18 protein-coding genes and 1 pseudogene are annotated in these 22,260 nt (G+C 38.2%); 6 read left to right on the top strand and 13 right to left on the bottom strand.

Annotated elements, in window-relative coordinates; translation table 11 throughout:
• Positions 1 to 16: 16 nt before the first annotated feature.
• The 3 genes from G6R02_RS00150 to G6R02_RS00140 form a co-directional block, all read right to left on the bottom strand.
• Positions 17 to 895 (bottom strand): NAD(P)-dependent oxidoreductase, encoded by an 879-nt coding sequence (locus G6R02_RS00150; protein WP_246202594.1) that lies wholly within the window; start codon positions 893 to 895, stop codon positions 17 to 19.
• Positions 896 to 932: 37 nt separating this feature from the next.
• Complete coding sequence (locus tag G6R02_RS00145; RefSeq protein WP_164667227.1) at positions 933 to 2,384, bottom strand: aldehyde dehydrogenase family protein; 1,452 nt, start codon at positions 2,382 to 2,384, stop codon at positions 933 to 935.
• Positions 2,385 to 2,463: 79 nt separating this feature from the next.
• Positions 2,464 to 4,101: a helix-turn-helix domain-containing protein gene (locus tag G6R02_RS00140; protein ID WP_164667226.1), complete on the bottom strand. Its 1,638-nt coding sequence runs from the start codon at positions 4,099 to 4,101 to the stop codon at positions 2,464 to 2,466.
• A 989-nt stretch (positions 4,102 to 5,090) separates the two neighbouring features.
• On the opposite strand from G6R02_RS00140, the gene G6R02_RS00135 reads away from it, so the two are divergent.
• From G6R02_RS00135 to G6R02_RS00120, 4 genes are all read left to right on the top strand, one after another.
• Complete coding sequence (locus G6R02_RS00135) at positions 5,091 to 5,693, top strand: TetR/AcrR family transcriptional regulator (RefSeq protein ID WP_164667225.1); 603 nt, start codon at positions 5,091 to 5,093, stop codon at positions 5,691 to 5,693.
• Between the two features lie 60 nt (positions 5,694 to 5,753).
• Positions 5,754 to 6,464 (top strand): DUF5058 family protein, encoded by a 711-nt coding sequence (locus G6R02_RS00130; RefSeq protein ID WP_164667224.1) that lies wholly within the window; start codon positions 5,754 to 5,756, stop codon positions 6,462 to 6,464.
• A gap of 72 nt (positions 6,465 to 6,536) precedes the next feature.
• Complete coding sequence (locus G6R02_RS00125) at positions 6,537 to 7,220, top strand: hypothetical protein (protein WP_164667223.1); 684 nt, start codon at positions 6,537 to 6,539, stop codon at positions 7,218 to 7,220.
• 49 nt (positions 7,221 to 7,269) lie between these two features.
• Complete coding sequence (locus G6R02_RS00120; RefSeq protein WP_205520010.1) at positions 7,270 to 8,448, top strand: M24 family metallopeptidase; 1,179 nt, start codon at positions 7,270 to 7,272, stop codon at positions 8,446 to 8,448.
• Between the two features lie 118 nt (positions 8,449 to 8,566).
• Here G6R02_RS00120 and G6R02_RS00115 read toward each other — a convergent pair whose 3' ends face one another.
• The 7 genes from G6R02_RS00115 to G6R02_RS00085 all read right to left on the bottom strand — a co-directional run bounded on the left by G6R02_RS00115 (position 8,567) and on the right by G6R02_RS00085 (position 18,055).
• Positions 8,567 to 9,979, bottom strand: coding sequence for a PTS transporter subunit EIIC (locus G6R02_RS00115; RefSeq protein ID WP_164667221.1), 1,413 nt, complete (start codon positions 9,977 to 9,979; stop codon positions 8,567 to 8,569).
• On the bottom strand, positions 9,976 to 12,120 hold the full coding sequence (locus G6R02_RS00110) for a BglG family transcription antiterminator (RefSeq protein ID WP_164667220.1): 2,145 nt from the start codon (positions 12,118 to 12,120) through the stop codon (positions 9,976 to 9,978). The genes G6R02_RS00115 and G6R02_RS00110 overlap by 4 nt, the downstream gene beginning before the upstream one ends.
• Before the next feature lie 70 nt (positions 12,121 to 12,190).
• Positions 12,191 to 13,693, bottom strand: a complete 1,503-nt coding sequence (xylB, locus tag G6R02_RS00105; protein WP_164667219.1) for a xylulokinase — start codon at positions 13,691 to 13,693, stop codon at positions 12,191 to 12,193.
• Between the two features lie 78 nt (positions 13,694 to 13,771).
• Complete coding sequence (locus G6R02_RS00100; protein ID WP_164667218.1) at positions 13,772 to 14,779, bottom strand: zinc-dependent alcohol dehydrogenase family protein; 1,008 nt, start codon at positions 14,777 to 14,779, stop codon at positions 13,772 to 13,774.
• A 45-nt stretch (positions 14,780 to 14,824) separates the two neighbouring features.
• The gene (locus G6R02_RS00095) at positions 14,825 to 15,640 is read right to left on the bottom strand and encodes a carbohydrate ABC transporter permease (RefSeq protein WP_164667217.1); all 816 of its coding nucleotides are present in this window, start codon (positions 15,638 to 15,640) and stop codon (positions 14,825 to 14,827) included.
• Positions 15,637 to 16,539: a carbohydrate ABC transporter permease gene (locus tag G6R02_RS00090; protein WP_164667216.1), complete on the bottom strand. Its 903-nt coding sequence runs from the start codon at positions 16,537 to 16,539 to the stop codon at positions 15,637 to 15,639. Before G6R02_RS00090 ends, G6R02_RS00095 begins: the two co-directional genes overlap by 4 nt.
• A 133-nt stretch (positions 16,540 to 16,672) precedes the next feature.
• On the bottom strand, positions 16,673 to 18,055 hold the full coding sequence (locus G6R02_RS00085) for an ABC transporter substrate-binding protein (RefSeq protein WP_205520007.1): 1,383 nt from the start codon (positions 18,053 to 18,055) through the stop codon (positions 16,673 to 16,675).
• 580 nt (positions 18,056 to 18,635) lie between these two features.
• On the opposite strand from G6R02_RS00085, the pseudogene G6R02_RS00080 reads away from it, so the two are divergent.
• Positions 18,636 to 18,722, top strand: a pseudogene (locus G6R02_RS00080) (SDR family oxidoreductase); the annotation flags it as partial.
• A gap of 196 nt (positions 18,723 to 18,918) precedes the next feature.
• On the opposite strand, the gene G6R02_RS20390 reads toward G6R02_RS00080, so the two are convergent.
• Together G6R02_RS20390 and G6R02_RS00075 are read right to left on the bottom strand one after the other, a co-directional pair.
• On the bottom strand, positions 18,919 to 19,005 hold the full coding sequence (locus G6R02_RS20390; protein ID WP_425509055.1) for a putative holin-like toxin: 87 nt from the start codon (positions 19,003 to 19,005) through the stop codon (positions 18,919 to 18,921).
• Between the two features lie 395 nt (positions 19,006 to 19,400).
• Positions 19,401 to 20,153 (bottom strand): SDR family NAD(P)-dependent oxidoreductase, encoded by a 753-nt coding sequence (locus G6R02_RS00075; RefSeq protein WP_164667215.1) that lies wholly within the window; start codon positions 20,151 to 20,153, stop codon positions 19,401 to 19,403.
• Positions 20,154 to 20,373: 220 nt separating this feature from the next.
• Between G6R02_RS00075 and G6R02_RS00070 the strand changes: the two genes are divergently transcribed.
• A complete protein-coding gene (locus tag G6R02_RS00070; protein ID WP_164667214.1) occupies positions 20,374 to 20,979 on the top strand; it encodes a TetR/AcrR family transcriptional regulator in 606 nt (201 codons plus the stop codon).
• 647 nt (positions 20,980 to 21,626) lie between these two features.
• On the opposite strand, the gene G6R02_RS00065 is transcribed toward G6R02_RS00070, so the two are convergent.
• Positions 21,627 to 22,259: a bifunctional 4-hydroxy-2-oxoglutarate aldolase/2-dehydro-3-deoxy-phosphogluconate aldolase gene (locus G6R02_RS00065; protein ID WP_164667213.1), complete on the bottom strand. Its 633-nt coding sequence runs from the start codon at positions 22,257 to 22,259 to the stop codon at positions 21,627 to 21,629.
• Between the last annotated feature and the right edge of the window lies 1 nt (position 22,260).

Raw genomic sequence — 22,260 nt, 5'->3', positions numbered from 1 at the left:
AAAACGCCCCCTTTTACTAATTAATAAAAGACTTACCTCCCATTTCCGCTAAAACATTATAAATAGTTGAAGAATCCTCTCCTCCTCTCCCTTTCTCTTTAGCCATCTGATAAAGCTGATCCACAGGTTGGCTGACATAAGTTGGTATTTGTTGTGTTTCTGCTAAATTCCTATATAGGTGAATATCCTTGGTCATATTAGCAAGTGAAAATTTAACGTCTTCAAAGCTCCCGTTTAAAATGTTTTGACCAAACACTTCCATTACTTTGGTTTGCGCAGACCCTTTCTGCAGAATGGAAGCAACCTTTTCTTTTGTAACACCTGCTTTTTCACCAGTTAAAAATGCTTCACTTAAAAGTGTAATGACACCGCCAACGACCATATTGTGACAAAGCTTCACTGTCTGACCGGCACCACTTGGACCTACAAAATCGATATGATCACCAATCGCATTTAATACAGGCAGGATTGCTGAATATGCTGCTTCATTACCTCCAACCATAATTGTTAGAGAACCTGCTTCAGCACCTGCTGGACCACCGCTTAACGGACAATCAAAAAAATCAATTTCGTATTCTTTCGCATAATTGTGTAATTCACGGGTTACTTCCACATCGTTGGTGCTCATGTCCAGTATGTTTGTTCCTGCCCGCATCCCGTTTATAGTTCCATCGCCCAATAACGTTTTCCTCACTAATTCAGGAGTAGGCAATGACAAAATAAGGCAGTCTATTTCTTTTGCCATCATTTTTACACTTGATGCACCTATAGCTCCTATACTTTCCAGCCGCTTAACTGCTGTTTGGTCAATGTCATAAACCATAACCGTATAATTATTTTTCAATAAATTCTTAGCAATGCCGTGCCCCATTAAGCCACAGCCAACTACTCCCACTTTTTCCAACTAATCATCACCCTTCTAAGCTGCTCGCTTACGGATTAACGTAAACTGACTTATAGTCGGTCCAAAAATCCAATGCAGTTGATCCCTGTTCACGAGGACCAATACTTGATGCCTTCTTGCCACCAAACGGAAATTGGTTTTCAAAATAGGTGGACGGCATATTGACATGGGTTACTCCTGACTCGACATGACGTACAAAATGAAATGCTTTTTCTAAGTCATTCGTATAAATTGTGGATGAGAGCCCAAAGTCACTATCATTGGCCAGTTCCAAAGCTTCATCATACGAGTCAACCTCGATAATCCCGATTACCGGGCCGAAGATTTCTTCGTGAAAAATTGTCATCTCCTGTGTGACATTGCTGAACACAGTAGGAGCAACAAAATAACCCTTATCTTTTCCGTTATCTACTAATCTTTTACCGCCAAATTCCAATTTTGCTCCTTCTTCAAGTGACACGTTTACGTAGTGTAAATACGTGTTTAACTGCTGATCATCAATAACCGGCCCACTGTCCACATTTTCACCAAAGCCATCTCCAATGACGAGACGCTTTGCACGGTCAACCAGTTTTTCCGTTACTTCTTTGGCAATTGTTTTCGGAACAATTAGTCTGCTTGTACCAGTACATCGCTGCCCATTATCTAAAAATCCACTGACCACAATACTTTCGATTGCCTGGTCAATATCCGCATCTTCTAATATAATTGCCGGGTTTTTACCTCCCATTTCTGCTTGCATTCGTCCACCTCGGCTTGTTACTTCATTTCCTAATCGGACGCCAACATCTGTAGAACCAGTAAAAGAAACCGCTTTTATTTCAGGGTTGCTTCCTATTGCTCCCCCAATCGTTTTACCGGATCCGGTTACCATGTTAATAACACCGGCTGGAACGCCCGCTTCCTCGAAAAGTTCCATAATTTTTACGCCAACTAAAGATGTGTTACTGGCTGGCTTGAAAACTACCGTATTACCAGCTATGATGGCAGGTGCAATTTTCCAGATTCCAATTCCCAACGGAAAGTTAAATGGAGCAATTACACCAACGACCCCTAAAGGCTCCCTTACTGTATAGCCTAGAATATTATCATTCTGAGAAGGTGCGGTTTCGCCATTCAGCCGTGTTGCCTCGCCGCTGAATTGCTTCATCGCATCAATTGTTTTCCGGACTTCCCCTTTCGCTTCCCGCAAGGATTTCCCCACTTCCTTCGTAATCAATGAAGCTAATTCTTCTTTATTTTGTTCCAACAATTGAATTAAGTTAAACAGGACATCCCCACGCTTTGGAACGGCAGTTTTTGACCATTCGCGGAAAGCGTTTTCGGATGCGGCAATAGCTGATTCAACATCCGCTTCATTCGATTTTTGAAAATAACCAAGCACTTCATCCGTATTTGCTGGATTAATACTTGAGTAGACTTCATTGGACTTTGATGCTGTCCATTTTCCATTTATATAGTTGTAATATGTTTGAGTCATATTATTATGCCTCCTCTTCATGTTTGTTAATAATTATAATACTCAAAATTGTAAAAATATATATGGCAAGCAACAAAATTTATAACTCATTTTTGTTGCTTGCCATATATAAATCCATTGCTATAACTAAGTCTATCCATTCCTTTTCCTTATTTAAATCTATATCAAGTGCTTCCTCTATCTTTTTTAATCGATAATATAACGTGTTTGGATGAATGTGCAGTGCATCTGCTGTTTCCTTGTGATTTTTATTTTGCCTGATATAACATTGCAGTGTAGCAACAAAATCCGAACCCAACGTGAATAAATTTCTAAGTTTATCATACATATATATTTCAATTGTGGAGGGATCCACCTCATGCAACAGTCTTTCAATTCCCATTTTTGCATATTCAACTATTTTTGTTTTAGGATTCGACTTTGCATACCCAATAGACCGAATTGCTTCCTTATATGATATTGCCAGTTCATTAATTTCCGTTTCCCGGCCAATGCCATAAACAAATTGTTTATTTTTTCCCCATTGCAGCTCAATCGTTTTTATTAACTTATCAATTGTTCCTTCTTTTATTTTGGGGACAATTAGAATTAACTGGTAAGCTCGAGTGACAATAAAACTGTTTCCCGCAATGGAAGTTGCACTCTGTTCCATAGATCGTACAAGCCTTTCTTTATCGGTTAATTTTTTCTGATTCCACAAAGGCTCCTGTACATCTTCCATTATGATACATTGCAATTTCCAATTTTCATCCCAATCAATATAATGCAATGCCCGTTTTAAATCATCATAAGACAGACCTTCCAACAATTGATTAAATACTTCTTCCCTGAAGCGAAGCTCTTTTTCAAATAATGCATTATCCTTTACTAATTCCAGTGCTATCGTTAAGCTTGCATGTTCAATTGCTATTTGCTGCATTCGAGAAAAGGAGTTAAAAGCTTTCTCCAATTCTAAAACTCCTAAGACTTCATCCCCTCTCACAATAGGATATACCGAATCTTTTTCATCATAAAAAACGGTGGACTGATACGTTACTTTTGAATCAATAATTGATTCAAGCAAATTCAATACGGTATCAATTCCTTCTCCCCGTATGATTAAATTATAGAATTGATTATGTATTTGAGTTGATTGTGACAACAAATCATTTTTTTCCTTTAAACGTCGATAAACATTTGAATTATCTATTGCTATGGCACTTTGATCAGCGACCACTTCAATTATTTTCATATCCGTTTCTGTAAATACATTATCCTTTTCAAAATTATCAACTACCAATACTCCCAAACAGTTGTCCTTGTTCATGATTGGCACACAAAATGCGCTTTTGATTTTTCGATTATAAACGCCTTTATAGTAATGTTTATAATTTTCCTCACGCATGTTCTGCATATATGAATCTATTTCTTTCTCCGATGTGAAAAGCTTGGAATTCCGCTCAACAAAAACCTTCCCAGCAATAGATTCTCCCGGTGAAAATGCTATCCTGCCCAAAGATTCTTTATCAATACCTTCCCCTTCTGCAAAGTGCAATTTTTCAGTGGCTTCGTCGTATAGATAAATAATAATAATTGTATCGGATATTTCAATCAGTTCTTTTGCCGCTTCGATAACATTTTGGAGAACTTCCTCCAATTTCAATGATTTCGTCAACATTTTATTAATTTCTAATAGTTTCTCTGCTTTTTGAATGTCTAAGAATTGATGGTTTTCCAAGGTAATCACCTCATTTGTAAAGTTGAATCCTGAGTCTATAATATTTTACTTATTCTACACTATCTATACGATAGGGAGTAATGAAATCCCTGCCTTCAAAAAAAGTGAAAAGTAGAAAAAAATAAATAACATATATATGTTGTGTACCTTTCACCCTTTACAAGGAAAATATTACTTGAGAGGGGTGATGAACGGCTTTTAATACATTTCGGCCAAAAAGTTCAGCAATAACACCGAAAGCTGCATAGTTACAGACTGAAATATAAATTCAATCTAAAACCTGATTCTTTACCAGTTCCTCCGGTAAGTATTATTTTTTTATTTTTTGCAATTGACAAAAAATACTGAAATAACATATAATAAGACCACAGTCGGTGAACGTAGTCTGTGAAAGCTATAGTCCTACATAATAGTCAAATCCAAACAAAACATCGCAGCTTGTTCACACAATTCCTATATGCAAAACACAGTATCCAGTACTAAAAGTTGGTGTATTACCTGTTACGAAGTGAACTACCAAATACAGCGGGATGAATTCCTGAAGTTAATAAGTCTACAATGTGTGGGTGAAATATGAGAATATCAATTCTTTTGAAATTACAATTGACGTATTTGTTGCTTGGGCTATCTTACAACCTAATAAGTTTGGGCATGGTATACTATGGAGCCGGTTCATTATCAGCTACCTCTTCTATCTCAGGAATAGTTGTGATGGCACTGTATGGACTGTTTCTAATTACCGGGTACATGAATTATTACACCGTCTATAGAATATTAATGTTCATTGCATTCGCTGGTTTAGGATACGGTGGTGTCATTGCTCATTTACTGAACATTTCTGATCTTCATCTTTATTATTCTTTCACAGCCTGGCTAATTGCTATCTTAATTAACTTTTTTGGGTTGTGCTTAAATTGTTTTGCTTTTACAGGAAAATTTTCAACTACTCGTAGTCAAACGAAGAATATAAGGAGGAAAATTTCACATTAATGGATAAAATGAGCAAAAGAAAAAGGCAAGCAATAAAAACAAAAAACAGATTAATGGAATGCGCAATAAAGTTATTCCAGGAAAAAGGATTTTATAATGTTACAGTTGATGAAATTACTGAACATGCTAACTCATCAAAAGGGGGATTTTACAATCACTTTAGCAGTAAGGAAGAACTGCTTTTTAATATGACCGCTTTAATTGACAAGGAATACGAGGAATATACAAAAAGAATTATTGAAGCAGATAACACAATCGATGAATTACTCTTTTTCATTATCTTTATCTTTAATACGATGGAAGAAAAAATTGGCCTTGATTTTCTTTCCGTAATATATTCTTCACAGATTAAAGATACCAATTTCCCTAAATTTCACATTAACCCGGAAAGAAATTACTATCAATTACTTGAAACGATGATTAATAAAGGAAAATCCAAAAATGAGATTAACGCTAACATTACCACACCCCAAGTCATCAAATTAATTACTACCACTATAAGAGGAGTTGTTTACGAATGGTGCTTGAGCAGAGGTGAATATTCCCTGAGTAAGAATGGCAAAGAAATGATCATTATTGTGTTACAGGGGATAAGGAAATAAATTCTTTTTAGCCTGTTTCCTTATCGTCAAATTTAAACAATGGATTGAGAGGTGTGGGTATTGAAATATTTAGAAATTGCTAATCATTACATATTGTTTATCATCACAGGTATCATTATTTTGTTTGTTTTCATTCAAACATTTATTTATATACAAAAGGCATGGAAACAAGCAATACATCTTGGGGTACCTAAAAAAACTTTAATCAATACCGTAAAAACAAGCATTAGTATATCAATTCTCCCTTCTATACCAATTGTTATAGCGTTATTTGTATTAGTCCCACTTTTAGGTTTACCAATTCCATGGTTACGACTTACAGTTATCGGATCAGCGCCTTTTGAGATGCTGGCAGCAGATATGGGGGCACAAGCTGTTGGTGTTTCCGGTCTTGGAAGTACTGAATTTGATGGGACTGCCTTTGCTGCTGCTTTTTTACTGATGACTATAGGCGGCTCATTACCTTTGTTACTATGTGTTTTATTTAATAAGAAAATTAGTTTGACATATGAAAAATTCAAAGCCCGTGACGCCAGCTGGATGCAAGTTTTAAGCGGAGCAGCCTTAATGGCGTTAATTGCTACTTTAATGATAGAGTACCTTGGACATGGAATTATTGCATCCTTAACGGTTTTAACCAGTTGTATTTTAGCACTATTTATATCCGTATTAAGCCAAAAAGAACGATTTGCCTGGTTAAAAAACTTTTCTTTAGCTCTAAGTATTATTTTTGGAATGGCCTCAGCCGTTTTATATACATCACTTTTATAGGTAATCTGCTATTCTTACGCATCAATTTAAATCAAATTCCCAAAGTTTATTAAAAAAGGAGGGTGAACAAACATGGGATTGAAACAAGAAAAAATCCAAATTTCAACTTTTGATCAAAGCATCCACCGGTTTGCTAGGGTAACAGGGTTAATTGCGTTTATTTTAATGCTTTTATTCCCATTAACTGTATTTATTATGTTTGAAATACCTCTTGATTTTTCATTAGTTTGGCAGCCAATTATTTTAATCAGTTTAGTCATGGCAGCTTTTACTTTTACAGAGCTGATTGCTTATCATCCAGTTATTGGGACTGGAAGCTTGTACATGTCTTATGTTACAGGAAATGTTTCAAACTTAAAGATGCCTTGTGCAATATCCTCTCTGAAAGCAGCAAACATCGATCAGGGAACTCCAGAGGGGGATGCTGTATCAATGATTGCAGTAGGTGTGTCTACCATAGTATCAATGGTAGTCATTATACTTGGAGTAATCCTCATTGTCCCACTAACCCCTATTTTAACTTCTGAAGCATTAGCACCTGCATTTAATAACATCATGCCTGCACTGTTCGGGGGGTTAGCTGGAAGTTGGATGATATTCTATTGGAAGGAATCAATCACACCATTAATTGTTGGTGTTATAGGTGTGTTTTTACTGGGACTGACTACTCCTGTTTTACTGCCTTTTAGTTTTATATTATCTATCTTAGCCAGCAGGGTTCTTTACAAGAAAAATCTGGTAGGCAGCGATAAATAGGCTTAAATGATTACTGAATCCCATTAACAATTTACAAGGGGGAATTATGATGAAACAAGAATTACTTAATCGAGTGAATAAACTGCGTGCAAAAATGCAAGACCACTCTTTGGATTCTTACATAATAACTTCTGATGAGGATATCTGGTATTTTACTAATATTACCTATATGCAGCAAGAAAGACCTTTCATTCTTATACTAACATTAGATAAAAATCCAATTTTCGTTGTTCCAAAGCTTGAGGAAAAACATGTAAAAAAAGGTATATTGGACGTTGATATCATTACTTATTGGGAATATCCTTCTCCTCAGGGAACCGAATGGCAGAATGTCTTAAATGAAATTGTCCCTAAGCTCGGGAGAATTGGTATAGAAAATAATGTCAAAACTGAAGTGTTTTTAAATATAGAGTCCCAGGAACTCACACCATCTAATTTAGTTGCCGAACAACGAAAAATAAAAAGTGATTATGAAATTGACAAAATTAGATTGAGTTCAAAGATAACCGATAGAGCTATGATGGAGATATTTAAATCTATATATAAAGGGGCAAGTGTTTTAGAACCCTTTACACTATCAAAAAATATACAGACTGACTTGATAAAGAACAAACAATTTGATCCGTTAACAACTACCCTGCTGACTGTTGTCTGGCCAGCTCCAGGAAGCGCAATGCCCCACAGTGTTCCGAACTTGGGTGACAAGCTTGGAAAAGGTCCAAATGTTGGCATGTCTTATTATAGAATTAATGGATATGCAGCAGAATGTGAACGAACATTATTTTTAGAACAACCAGGCAAAGATGATGTGGAACTATTCCATCATATGATGGAAGCCAGAAAAAAGGCATTGAGCGTGTTAAAGGATGGAATCAGGGCAGCAGATGTTGATTCAGAAGCACGGGATTACCTTTCTAAAAATGGACTTCTATCTAATCTTCTCCATCGAACAGGTCATGGGGTAGGTTTGGGAAATCATGAAGCACCATTTTTAGCTGAGGGCAGTGATGAGATACTAAAGGAAGGTATGGTAGTAACCATTGAACCAGGTATTTATATAGAAGGAATCGGAGGATACAGACATTCAGATACAATCCTGATTACCAGAGATGGATATGAATTATTAACGAAGGCACCATTAGACCTGGAAGATGTGACAATTAAGAGCTCGAATTTTGCTGCAAAAATTAAAGGCAGTTTTATACGAAAAATGCTCAAAATTAACTAGCTTAAAAACATGGGGACGATTCTTTTGCTTCTAATTTAGCGTAGCACAAGAATCGTCCCTTTTCTTCTGTGAACTACCGAAAAGCCAAGTGGACCAGGACCCCTGTCCCCGCGGTCCACTATACAAGCCTCTCAACCAACTCCTTGTAATCTTTCATATCCGTAAACGTTTGAAGAGGATAATAGTTTGTATCCGGGGCAATACGTTTAACGGTTGGCAATAGGCGTTCATGACAAATAATTAAGTCTGCACTTGGTGAGATATCATCAATTGATGAATTCACAACTGAAATATCTAAATTTGCCTCCTGTAATCTCTTCCGAAGCATTGCTGCGCCCATTGCACTTGAACCAATGCCCGCTTCACAAACAAAATAAATCGAATCAATTGTTGTTCCTTTTAATTCCATGGTTGCCTGTTCATTCATTTGCTCCGCTTTTTCAAACCTCGATTCACCACGCGTTGGAAGGCTTCCACTTTCTGTCACTTGATAAAAATCATTTATAGTGTCTTTTGTATCCTTAACAGATGGAGAATCAGAGACATTCTCTAATAAAAAGTAACTTCCAATAAACGATACAAGCGCGGATAAAAGTACTCCTAAAAGAACAAATATCATATCCTCTTTTGGTGCAAGTCCAACTACGGGGAAAATACTTCCTGGTGAAGAAATAGCTACAAGACCAACATTAAATGATTGAAAACTGAATATCCCTGCCATTCCCCCCAGAATAAGCGGGATGATTAACCGGGGTTTCATTAACACATATGGGAAATATACTTCGTGAATACCGCCAAAAAAATGAATGGAGGTTGCAATTTTGGCCCCTTTCCTCTGTTCGCCTTTCGTTTTTAACCAATAAGCAATGAGAATTCCCAGTCCCGGACCAGGATTTGATTCGATTAAGAAAAATATGGATTTGCCCAATTCATTTACCTGATGGATACCCAAAGGTGCCAGCATTCCAAAATTAATAATGTTATTAAAGAAGAGGACTTTCGCTGGTTCAACAATAATTGCTGCAAGTGGGAGCAGGCTCGAATTAACAATCGATTCCAAGAAGTTTAAAGAAAATTCGACGCCTGCAGAAAACAATTCACCTACATATAAAAAACAGAACAGTGTGGATATAATTGCGATAAATGAAGCCAATACATTTCCAATCAGCAGTTCATACCCAACACCAGGTAATCGTTTAATCATCAGCTGATCAACTTTTTTCATCACCCATCCCAATAAGGGCCCAATAATCATTGCTCCCAGTATGGCCGGCACTGTACTTGAAAGTGTTAGTCCAAACACAGCAATAGCAGCAACGGTTGCACCTCGTTGTCCGCCAACCAGTTTACCGCCGGTGTACGCGATTAAAACCGGCAACAAGGTGTGATATACCGGATTAACAATTTCAGTAATTGTTTCATTGTACCACCAGCCGTAATCACCAAAAATAACACGAATAACACCAACAGCAATGATGATTATAATATTTTGGTATACCATCGCACTTAAAAGCCGGGCAAACTTTTTCATTCGTCTTGTAACCCTTTCGCTATAAAAGTTATTCGCCGCTTAAAGGATTCCGTTAAAACGCTTTCAAATAAGCCATGCACTTCATTTTCCGTTCCAGTAATTAATCCCTCAAGAAACGATTCATCGATGAATGATGCAGGAATTTCACTTATCATTTCCATATGTTCTGCCGGAGCATCGATAGGCACCACCAGCAAAATAATTACCTTAACCTTTTGCTCTTGTCCATCATCACCATGCCAAGGCACAGGTGATTCTGTACGAAAGAGTGCGACAACAGGTGCGTTCACCCCTTTTGATTTGGTATGTAGCATGGCAAGATTATCTAATACAAAGCCACCTGATTTTTCACGTTCTGTTAAATCATTGATTAGTATCTTTTGGTTTGTGATTTCTGCAACATTTTCCATGTAATTCAACAGACTCACAATGCGGTCAGAACCAATCTTCACACCGTTATATATATTAAGATTCCTTATAATTTGCACCATTCCTTCACCGTAAACCCCCAGCGAGAAAAGCGATGAGGAATCAAGTGCATTGCTGTCCTTTTCCTCTGAAGCAGAAATATTTTTCTTCGCATGGCCCACTCCAGCCAATGTATTACTGATTGTCTCTAAATCTTCTTTATTTAGAAAGGGGCTGACTATAACTACCTTTGTGCCACTTATAACGGGCGGGTTTACTGTTGAAATAATAATATCAATGTCGGATTCTTCTGTTATCCGATTGGACAGTTCATTTAACGAAACAACTGCTTCCACCTGCAGATTAGGAATATCTGTACGAATTTTTGTGGCCAAATACATCGATGTTCCAAGGCCGCTTGCACAAACTACTATTGCTTTATATGTTTCCTTTACATCCTCTTTGACTCGTAATAATGATGCACCAATATGCATGGCTAAGTATCCAACCTCGTCTTCAGGAATCGGATAACCTGTCTTTTCTGTTAAATTGACACAGGCCTTCTCACAAGCAGTAAAGACATCGGGATATTTTTCCTTTATTTGATCCAGCATCGGATTATGTATTTGTAAGCCATATTTCAATCTTTTAAAAACGGGTACAAAGTGGGAAAATAACCCCTCATAAAGTAACTGATCTCCTTCAAAAGACCGATCAAGATAATATTCAATGGAACGAATAAAGCTCTGTGTCAGTTCAACCCACACAAACTCTTTACTATCACTCTCTAAATCTATTCTTTTGGATATCTCGGCCCCGGCAAGGTGAAGTGATATATATTCCACCTCGATTTCCGGAAAAGTCAGTGATGAAACCTTCTCCAGCCGGGCTACTATTTTTTTTGCAAGAGAAAGTGTATCCGCTTCAAAAGGAACCCAATAATTCAGGTTATTATATTCGATTACCTTGCCACTCTGAATTCTTTCCATGGCCAGCAAAATGTGAATCATTAAATTCACATAATTTCTGTCGGTTAACACCACATCTGGATGTTCTCTCAATACCTCTTGTAAAACATGGTCAACATCCATAATTTTATCTTTCTGAACAAATTTAAGCAATCTGTTCCGAATAACGGAACCCAATTTCCCGAACAGCGATTCTTCCGCTGCTGGTTCATGAAAAAGCTCCAGCCAGTCTTCAAATGTAATATCCTTATGAAGTAATTGCGACAATAAAGTCCTTCGTTGTTGTTCTGTGCCAATAATATAAATGCCGACACCCGGGGAACGCTCGACTTTTACCCCACTTTCTTGAAACCATGAACTGACCTTATCTAAATCATAAGCAATGGTTGCGACGGACACATCGAATTTTGTGCTGAAATACCCTTGTTTCAAAGGCTCATTTGATAATAAAAGTTCATACGTAATTCCTTCCTGGCGCTCCTCCGGGGAATATGCAGTCATAACTTCTGCTTGCTTCATTTGTGCATTTAACTTTTCTATGTTTTCTTTTGCACCCTGTAATTCCAATCCGGAACCAATTTTTCGTGTGATTTTAATGTCATATTCTTTTAATATGGGAGCGAGCGATCTTATTTCCCTTTGAATCGTTCGTACGCTTAATTTAAAGTAATCGGAAAGATATTTATAGGAAATTGGTTTATTTTCATTAATAAATGACCGCAGCAATTCTTCTTGACGTGAGTTTATAGTGATAGACTGTTTCATGCCTTTCAATCCTTCCAGTAAAAAAATTGAATGTTTATCCACTGAATTGGCTTTATAATTCTATACTATCCTATTTCTGTTTCATATTAAATAAAGGCTTTAATTGCGTATATAAGCTTTTATATATTTGATAATTATCTTCATACGTTTTCACATTTTGCCCCAGTGCCTTCGTTTCCTCACTATTTTCGAAAAGCGCCGGTAACATTGTTGGGCTTTCCCAAACACCTATACCAAGTCCGGCTAATAATGAAGCACCAAAAGCAGGTCCTTCCCTATCATCAAAAAATGTTAGCTTACGCCCTAAAATATCAGCTAAAATTTGTCTCCATGCGGAACTTTTGCTCGCACCTCCCGTAACGTACAGCTTATTAATGGACACATTATTCATTTTTATCAACTCATAGCAATCCCTCAGGCTATATGAGACACCTTCGAGAACGGCCCTTGTAAAATGCTTGCGGGAATGATTATAGTGAATTCCAAAAAAAACGCCCCTTGCATGTGGATCATTATGCGGTGTCCGCTCCCCATTAAGGTATGGAAGATAATATAATCCTTCAGAACCGGCTGGAATAGCTTCAATTCCCGTAAGAAACTGATCATACGTGTCTTTTTCCGAAAATGTATGCTTGAACCAATTTAATGACATGCCTGCTGATAATGTTACACCCATAGCATGCCAGGTTCCAGGTACACAGTGACAAAATAAATGTAAGGTAGACAATTGTCCCCCATCGTGAATCGGAGAAAGTTCTTTCAATGGTGCAAAAACGGTTCCTGACGTCCCGACACTAATCATTCCGGAACCTTCTTCAACTATTCCATTTCCGAGTGCCGCTGCTGCGTTGTCGCCAGCCCCGGCTACAATCCTGGTACCTTTTGTTAAACCTGTTGACTGTGCAGCTTGTTGCGATACTCCCCCTACAACAGTCTGACTTTCATGGACTACCGGCAGCCATTCAAATGGTATTTCAAGCCGTTCAATTATTTCCCTCGACCAGCTGCGTTTTTCTGTATCAAATAAAGCTGTGCCACTTGCATCTGAAACATCACATGAAAAAATTCCACTTAGCTTGAATACAATATAATCTTTCGGCAGCATCACATGTCTGATTTTGGAATACCTTTCTGGTTCATGCTTCCTGACCCATAACAGCTTAGGTGCAGTAAACCCCGGAAGTATTGCATTTCGAGTAATTACTGAGGCTTTCTTTTTGCCGACAATTTGTTCAATCTCTTCACATTCTTCGTTGGTTCGTACATCGTTCCACAAAATAGAGTTACCCAATACTTCCATATTTTTATCCAGCAAAACAAGGCTGTGCATTTGCCCTGATATACCTATCCCCTGTATTTGTTCCGCTTTAATGCCTTGGTCCCAAATCTGTTGCAATGATTTTGTTACACCATCCCACCATTGCAGTGGATCCTGTTCTGCCCAACCTGCCTTTGGAACTTCGAAATCATAAGTATGGTTTCCTTTTGCAATAATGTCTCCATTTTGAATGATCACAAGAATTTTCACACCCTGAGTTCCGATATCAATTCCCATCAATAATTCATTATCCATTATACAGCCTCCTTAGCAATAAAAGGAAAAGCCACATTCGACATGTGACTTTCCCGGGTCCTTTGATACACATTCGTCTTATATTTTTATTTGAACCTTTAAATCGTTGGAATCTTTTGGCCCTTTCAAAAAATCAATAGTTTGTTCAAGTGAAATTTCTTTTGAAATAATAGGCTTTAAATCAATACGTTCATTTTTCACCCACTGGAAGGCCGGCAGAAACGTATGATTAATTGCCATGGTACCAAGAATTGTCCAATCCTGGTTATATAGTTTGAATGGATCAATTTCTACCTTCGCATTTTTAGGTGTAACGCCAAATTGTAAATAGGTTGCCGTTTTTCCCATATAGTCAAAAGCCTGTTCAATAACATCAGGTATACCAGTTGCGTCAATAACGACATCAAAACCATTCGGATACTTTTCCTCACTTAATTCAGTTCCGATATTTTTACTTAATACGCCTTTCGTTGCTCCCCACTCAAATGCCATATCAAGCTTGTTTTGGGAGATATCTACAACAACAATTTCTGAAGCCCCAGCCATTTTCACGGATTGAACGAGTTGTTGGCCCATCGCTCCAGCTCCAAATAGTATTACCCGATCGCCTACCTGGAGCTGCAGTCGATTCATTCCGTGCACAACACATGCCATTGGCTCAATAAAAGCAGCTTCAGCGAACGACATCGAATCAGGTATTTTAACGACATTTTTACTGGGCACTTTTACATACTCTGCCATGCTCCCATCAACCGTGTTTCCAATGGCTCCCCAATTTTCGCATTGGTTGCCACGATTCGTTAAACAAAATTCACAATGTCCACAAAACAGGGACGGGTCGGCAGTACCCCGATCTCCCGCCTCAAAACCTTGTACGTTTTCACCAATTTCATAAACAGTACCTGAAAATTCATGACCAGGAATAATTGGATAAGGTGAAAGAAACTCACCTTGAAATATATGAATATCTGTCCCGCAAATACCAATATTTTCAACCTTAATGGTGATTTCATCTGATGCCGGCTTTGGATAAGGTACATCTTTTACAGTGGCATCATATGGCTTTTCAATGACTAAAGCCTTCATTTTTTAATCATTCCTTTCCTTTATATCTATCTATATAATCGGGTATTATCCTTTTACAGCCCCCATCGTTAATCCCCTTACTAATTGCCGCTGTGTAAACCATCCCAAAATAATGACCGGTAAAATTGAAATCGATGCAGCGGCGGACATTTGCGCCCAGAACAATCCTTCCTGTGTCATATAAGATGCCATATTAACCGGTAATGTTGCGGCATTTGTGTAACTTAAACTTACAGCAAAGAAAAATTCGTTCCATGCAAATACCATGGATAACAGTGCAGTTGAAACAAGTCCGGGTCTGACAAGCGGCAAAACAACTTTAAAGAATGCCTGTAAGCCTGTTGCACCATCAACTCGTGTGGCTTCAATAATCTCAATGGAGACATCGTTGAAGAAGGACCGCATCATCCAGATAATTAATGGTACATTCATTGCAGCATAAAGTAAGGTTAAGGCAAGTAATGAATCCAATAAATTAATGTTTTTAAATATCAAATACAATGGGATAATGATCCCCGCTATTGGCAAAAAGCGGGTTGAAATAATCCAGAATAAAATATCGTCCTTTCGCTTAATTTTAAATAACGCAAGGGCATAAGCTGCCGGTACGCCAAGCAGCAGCGCCAATAATGTGGACGAAACAGTAACAATTGCTGAATTTATAAAAAACTCGCCTATTCCCATTCCCCATACCATTTGAAAGTTCTCAAGCGTTGGTTCAAAAAATATGGAAGGCGGGATGTTAATTGCCTCACTTTCTGTTTTAAATCCTGTTATGAAAATCCATAGAATTGGGAAGAAAAACACGAATGCCAGTAAATAGGTAAACAGTGTCAGTCCACCAGATACTATTTTTTTCATGACTGTTCCTCCCTGAACATGCGACGTAAGACTTTAAACATAATCAACATCATAATAATGGTTAATATAACCGTCAATACACCAATCGCTGATGCTTCACCTATTTCCCAGCTTTGAAATGCGGTACGGTAGACATAGAATGACAGATTTGTAGAAGCAAACCCTGGCCCACCCGAAGTAGTTACATATATCTCACCGAACACTTGTAATATAAACATCAGTCCCAATATAATGACCACTTCAATATAGTTAACCAAATGTGGTATTGTCACATGGATAAACTGACGGATTTTATTAGCTCCATCCAGTTGAGCTGCTTCAATTAAATCGCCTGGACGAGATTGCAGTCCCGCCAATAGTATAAGCATGAAAAACGGAGTCCACATCCAGGATACAACCAGGATAATTGATAACAGCGGATGTTCTGATAACCACTCAATTGGAGCTGTTCCAAAAACATTTGCAAAATAAGCACTTAACCCGTAGCTGGGATTATAAACCAACGTTTTCCATACAATTGCTGATACGGTCGGCATGACAAAAAATGGCGTTATAAACATCGTCCGAACAATGCCCTTCCCGAAAAAGTTACGATTCATTAATAATGCAAGGGCAAACCCTAATATAAAACAAATAATCAAGGCAGCAAATGTTAATACAAAAGTATTTCCTAATACTTTATAAAAGGAAGCAGATGTCAGGAGGTTCTTGAAATTTGACAACCCCGAAAATGAAATCCCCTGATCAGGGCGCAATAAGTTCCAATCCTGAAAACTATAATAGATTGTAATAAGAAACGGAACTTGCGTCATAATGATCAGGAAAATAGCACTCGGTAAAATTAATCTTTTTGTTGGTGGCTTGTTCACAGACTTTCTCTTTTGTTCAATTGCTTTCATACGCTTACTCCCTTTTAAAAACAATGATGAAAGAATAGAAGAAGGTCAAAACTTCCCATCCTTCTTCTATTCATCTAAAAAACCGGATCCTATTAAACAATCAACATCATATGACTATTCAAGGAGACAAATTTTATTTGTATCCACCCTCTTTGGCAGCCTGTTCCGCAAGTTTCTGAGCTTCCTCCATAGCCTCTTCAACTGTCTTATCTCCCGCAATTGCCGCGGCTATTTGCTGACTGACTTCGGTTCCGAGTGACTGAAACTCAGGGATTGCCACATACTGAGCTCCAACATATGGTACTGGATCTACTGTCGGATTATCATAATCCACGCTCTGAATACTTTCTAAAACCATATCAGAAAAAGGCGCTGCTTCTTGATATTTTGGATTTTCGTACGTGGAAATTCTGGTTCCAGAAGGGGCAACCACCCAACCTTTTTCCTCTCCGACAAGTTCAACATATTCTTTGCTGGTAGACCATTTAATAAATTCAAATGCAGCATCCTTATTTTTACTAGCTTTCTCAATCGCAAGTGACCAGGCATATAGTCCACCGGTATTTTGCTCTTTCACTTGTGTTGGAGCAAACGCATAACCAATTTTACCTACTACCGATGAATCTTCAGGATTGTTCAGTGTTCCTGCAGCAACTGTCGCGTCATACCACATTGCTGCTTTTCCGGTAGACATTATCGTTAGCGCCTCCGTATATCCTGTACTTGTTGCTCCTGGCTGTCCGGCATCTTTTAATAAATCAACATAGAATTCAACAGCATTTACAGTCCCTTCACTATTAAGCTGCGCATTCCAATTTTCGTCATAATAGCGGCCGCCAAATGCATTAATAACCGTTGTGAGTGGTGCCATCATTTCTCCCCACCCCGGCAGTCCACGCAGTACAATTCCCGGATTGCCGGTTTCCTCTTTTATTGTTCTGGCCATTTGTCCAACCTCTTCCCACGTTGGACGTTTCGGCATTTCCAATCCTACTTCCTTAAAAATTTCTTTATTGTAATAAAGCATGGTACTTTCTCCATAGAAAGGTAACGCGTATAAGCTGTCATCATACGTAAGCGCAGATCTCATAGATGGGAAAATATCTTCCAAGTCGTAAGCCTTTTTTTCTTCATCGGTTAATTCATTCAAATATGGACTTATTGGCTCAATCCAGCCATTCTCTGCCCAAATTGGTGTATCATATGTGCTTATCGTTACAATATCAAAAGCACCTGCTCCCAATGCAACGTCTTCTGTTACCTTTTTACGGAGGTCCGTCTCCGGCAAGACGACAAATTCCACTTCAATTCCAGTTTCCTTTTCAAAGTGTTTTTTTGTTAACTCTTGCATGATCTTCATATCCGGGTTGTTAACTGTTGCCACTGTTAGAGTAGTTCCTTCGTTATCACTGCCGCTGTCACCATCTCCGTCATTTCCGGAAGAAGAACTGCAACCAGCAATGACAATGATGATTGCTAATAGCATAACAACTAAAAAGCTGAATTTATTTCTCATTAAAACTCCCCCTTGTATGTTATCGCTTTCACAATTTTAATTATATCAGAGAATTTTAAAAGTAAATGGGTAAGTTGTCATAAGATTGTCACAATGAGGGTGTGACAAAAATAGGAGATTAATTTTCTGGTCCAAGGGTGTGGTCCTGGTCTGTGGTCCTGGTCTGTGGTCCTGTCCAAGGGTGGCCTTGGTCCAAGGGGACAGGGGCCTTGGACCAGTTTTCAGATATTAAGAACGTAAAAAATATGTAAATCATTAAATATCGTGTGGACCAGGGTGCCGCTCCATGGTCCATATATTGATTTCGTGGTATAATAAATATAGGGAAAATAATCACCCACTTACCGGCTAAACTAAGTGCATGAGGGATTATTTTTTATGGTTATCAGTAACGAAAAGGTCCAAGGGCACAGGCTCCCTGGACCTTTTTCAGTATTAATGAACGTGAAAAAATTTGGGGTCTGACCTTACAACAGCTATCAACACGCTATTCAAGCATTTTTCACCCATTTATTCTGAATTCAGAGTATAATAGACTTAGTCAGAGGGGAAAAATACTCTTATTTTACAAATAAGGGGGAAAGCCGTATTGTTTATGGCTAGCGATGACTCCGCCTTCATGACTGGAAATTCCCTGGTAGTTGATGGCGGGTACACAGCACAATAGTAAATTCGAATGAATAATGTATACAGTCTTTGATTTCGTGGTATAATGAATATAGAAACATTGGAATTGCATAAACTAATAAAGACCGCCCATGCTGGTACATGGAGCGGTCGCAATAGACAGAACCCCATCAAGAGGGGCTAGGCAGCTTTTTGGAAAAATAATCCCTCAGCGCCTGTCAAACGCATAGGAGGGATTATTTTTTATGGTTAATATCAGATACGATAATCGCCACTAACATCCCGAAGGATATCATAAGCGTTAGCGCATCAACAATGTCCATAGGCTGGTCTCCCTCCCCGGGAAGTCTCCCACTGAAGACTACCGACGAGTAACAGTGCTACCAAACCCCTCATGCGAAGCCAATCTATTAATCTTATTATAACATTATGCGAACATTTATTCTATAATTATTAAGTAAATACTTGTATTTTTATATTTGGGAAAGGGACAAGGGGAAAGGGCCAAAGGGACAGGATACTTGGGCCATTTTCAGGTATTAATGAACATAAAAAATCATGTAAAACATTAAATAACGTGTCCATCGGCTGCCGGACAAAATTTCTGAAAAGTGGAGTGGACCGGGGTGCCTGTCCCCATGGTCAAATATGAAGCCGTTGAATAAAGGGATCAGTCCCCACTTTAGCACAGTTGGAGACTGACCCTTTCCATTTCAATCTATATAGCTGTTACACCGCCGTCTACTGGCAATTCCACCCCGGTTATGTGAGAGGCAGCATCTGAGGCTAAGAACAACACAGCTTCGGCAACCTCTTCCGGCTTACCTAATTTGGCGAGTGGGGTTTGTGATAAAAACCATCCTTTATATTTTTCATCCTCCATAAAATCTTTGGACATCGGTGTAACAATGTACCCTGGATGAACAGAGTTAGCACGGATATTATCTTTTCCATAATCTGCAGCAACGGATTTTGTCAGCATCCTGACACCGCCTTTAGAAGCGGTATAAGCTCCAGCTCCGGAACTTCCAGTTAATCCTGCAATGGACGAAATATTGACAATGGAACCTCCTTTGTTATTTCGGAAATGCGGTACAGCCAATTGTATTCCGAAAAATGTTCCCTTTAAATTGATATCAACAATCTTGTCCCATTGTTCTTCTGTCAACTCATCCATCGATGCTGCCTGTGAAATTCCTGCATTATTAACCAATATATCCAATTTACTATACTTTTCTATCGTTTGTTGGTAAACCGCTTCCCAATCCTCTTTATTTGCTACATTATGCTGAATGGCAATCGCATCACCACCGTTTGATGTTATCTTTTTGACCGCTGCTTGGACGGCACTTTCGTTTAAATCCGTCGCAACTACTTTTGCACCTTCTTTTGCGAAAAGCATTGCCTCTTCATATCCCATTCCACTTGCAGCACCTGTTATAATTGCGACTTTTCCTGTTAATCTTCCCATATACATTCACCCCTCTTATTTTTTATAACCTAGTATTCTGGTACTTTTGATAAAGCTGTCATTCTATAGTTAAATCAACTTAATTGACACCATGTCTATTATTAATATAGCATACGATATAATAAGGTACAAACAACAGTTTGAAGGTAAATGCCTACTAAACAACGGATTTGGGAAAGTCGTTCTAAAATTTCAAAAATAATAGACAGGGTGATAAAAATTGTCTAAAAAATTAAATTATAATGACCGCAGAGTAATCCGTACACAGAAACTGTTGAAAAATGCATTGGTAGAATTAATTGATGAAGTTGGTTTTGACAAGATTACAGTTCAAGATATATCCAACCGTGCAACTGTAAATCGGGCTACTTTTTACCTTCATTTCCATGATAAGTATGATTTGCTGGATCAAAGCATGGAAGAGGTTATCAATGAATTGCATAATAGCTTTAATGCACCTGATAATAATTATCGCTTTGACAGTGGCCACCCGTATCCTATTTTTATCAATCTATTTGAAAAGGTTGCAGAACACGCTAACTTCTGCAGAGTCATGCTTACAAAAAGCAATATGTCATCCTTTAAATCTAATCTACAATCAATCTTTCATGAGTTTATCTCGAAAGGACTGCAACAATTTGTACCAGACGACAGGAAATTGACTGCTTCCAGAGAGTTTGTAGTGGTGTATGTGGAATCCGCTTTCCTGGGGACTGTTACTTGGTGGCTAGAAAATGATAGACCTTATTCTCCAAAATTTATGGCAACACAACTTATGAACTTGGCTATTAAGGGACCATATGTTGAAAATCCATTTGAAGAGTAGAATGACAAGTGAGGAAGGTTAAAGGGGACAAATAGAGATAAAAGGGTTAGACCCCCGCCACACTAACGCTTTAGCACAGTGAGGGACTGACCCTTTCATATGGTTACAGCCAACTAATTATGGAAGTGAAGTGAGTGTAATTTAAAATGTGTAAGTAGAAATGCGTACGGATTCCTACCTACACAGTTTAGTTTACATTCCCAGCTATTCATTTCAATACATGAGAAAACTTCTATGACAGGTTAAAACAACACAACAAAAGAAAAGATTTCTGGGATGCTTCAATTGTAATTGTAACTAATAATAAGCATAACCATTTTACAAAGACAAATGTGAAGTTTTTAGAAAACTATTCATATGAAAATTGTAGAGAAATATAAGTATGACTATTGTAGCACAGCTCGTTCCTTTCGGATTGAGAATGTCGTATACACTGAATAGGTGAAAAAACTCTTTGACAAGACAAGCTACTTATTTCATTGAGCGAGTGCGGAACAAAGAAATTAAATACCTTTCAGCTAATTTAAACATTAATGTTTTTAATTTTTTCAGGAAAAGTGGTATATACTATCCGGATTACGACTAATTTCGTAAGAGGAACCTTTTTGTTGATACTTAACTATTTCAAATTATGGCAATACTATAACCTAGTATGATTTGATTTTCTTCATAAACTGTGAAGCTTTTTTCGTGATTTCCCTTAATGTTGTTTCATTGATTGGCTGATTCATATTAATGAGTGCACTACCAAGCCCCACTGCCACCGCTCCATTTTGAAAGTATTCTTCGATATTGTCAAGATTGACACCGCCTGTCGGCATAAGTGGTATATGTGGCAATGGACCGTGTACATCTTTCAAATACCGCGGACCCATAATATTCGCTGAAAACAATTTTACCAAATCAGCCCCTTGCTCGTACGCCATCAAACCCCCCGTCGGTGTCATTGCCCCCGGAATACTGACTCCCCCGTAGCGCTTCGACAATTGAATCGTTGCCGCGTTGCCCGTCGGAGAAAATAAAAATTCCGCCCCCGCCATGATTGCCGCCCGTGCAGTTTCCGAATCAAGCACTGTACCAGCTCCGACCGTTACCTCACTACCAAATTCAGATGATAAACGTTCAATCAAGGGTAAAACATTAGGCGTTTCCGCAGTAATTTCAAGAATATTTATACCACCTTCACGGAGTGCCTTGGCAATTGAAACAATCTCTTCTTCCCTTGCTCCACGAATAACGGCCACAAGTTTATTTTCATAAATAGACTGTAAAGTGTTCATT

The organism is Virgibacillus doumboii (genome assembly GCF_902806455.1).
GTDB classification, from domain to species: domain Bacteria; phylum Bacillota; class Bacilli; order Bacillales; family Amphibacillaceae; genus Lentibacillus; species Lentibacillus doumboii.
Note: the sequence above shows the minus strand (reverse complement) of the source record. Positions and strands in the feature narration are given on the sequence as shown.

Coding starts and splice junctions, on each gene's coding strand:
- G6R02_RS00145 (WP_164667227.1), bottom strand. CDS start 2,384: ATGACTCAAACATATTACAACTATATAAATGGAAAATGGACAGCATCA.
- G6R02_RS00135 (WP_164667225.1), top strand. CDS start 5,091: ATGGATAAAATGAGCAAAAGAAAAAGGCAAGCAATAAAAACAAAAAAC.
- G6R02_RS00125 (WP_164667223.1), top strand. CDS start 6,537: ATGGGATTGAAACAAGAAAAAATCCAAATTTCAACTTTTGATCAAAGC.
- G6R02_RS00120 (WP_205520010.1), top strand. CDS start 7,270: ATGAAACAAGAATTACTTAATCGAGTGAATAAACTGCGTGCAAAAATG.
- G6R02_RS00115 (WP_164667221.1), bottom strand. CDS start 9,979: ATGAAAAAGTTTGCCCGGCTTTTAAGTGCGATGGTATACCAAAATATT.
- G6R02_RS00110 (WP_164667220.1), bottom strand. CDS start 12,120: ATGAAACAGTCTATCACTATAAACTCACGTCAAGAAGAATTGCTGCGG.
- xylB (WP_164667219.1), bottom strand. CDS start 13,693: ATGGATAATGAATTATTGATGGGAATTGATATCGGAACTCAGGGTGTG.
- G6R02_RS00100 (WP_164667218.1), bottom strand. CDS start 14,779: ATGAAGGCTTTAGTCATTGAAAAGCCATATGATGCCACTGTAAAAGAT.
- G6R02_RS00095 (WP_164667217.1), bottom strand. CDS start 15,640: ATGAAAAAAATAGTATCTGGTGGACTGACACTGTTTACCTATTTACTG.
- G6R02_RS00090 (WP_164667216.1), bottom strand. CDS start 16,539: ATGAAAGCAATTGAACAAAAGAGAAAGTCTGTGAACAAGCCACCAACA.
- G6R02_RS00085 (WP_205520007.1), bottom strand. CDS start 18,055: ATGAGAAATAAATTCAGCTTTTTAGTTGTTATGCTATTAGCAATCATC.
- G6R02_RS20390 (WP_425509055.1), bottom strand. CDS start 19,005: ATGGACATTGTTGATGCGCTAACGCTTATGATATCCTTCGGGATGTTA.
- G6R02_RS00075 (WP_164667215.1), bottom strand. CDS start 20,153: ATGGGAAGATTAACAGGAAAAGTCGCAATTATAACAGGTGCTGCAAGT.
- G6R02_RS00065 (WP_164667213.1), bottom strand. CDS start 22,259: ATGAACACTTTACAGTCTATTTATGAAAATAAACTTGTGGCCGTTATT.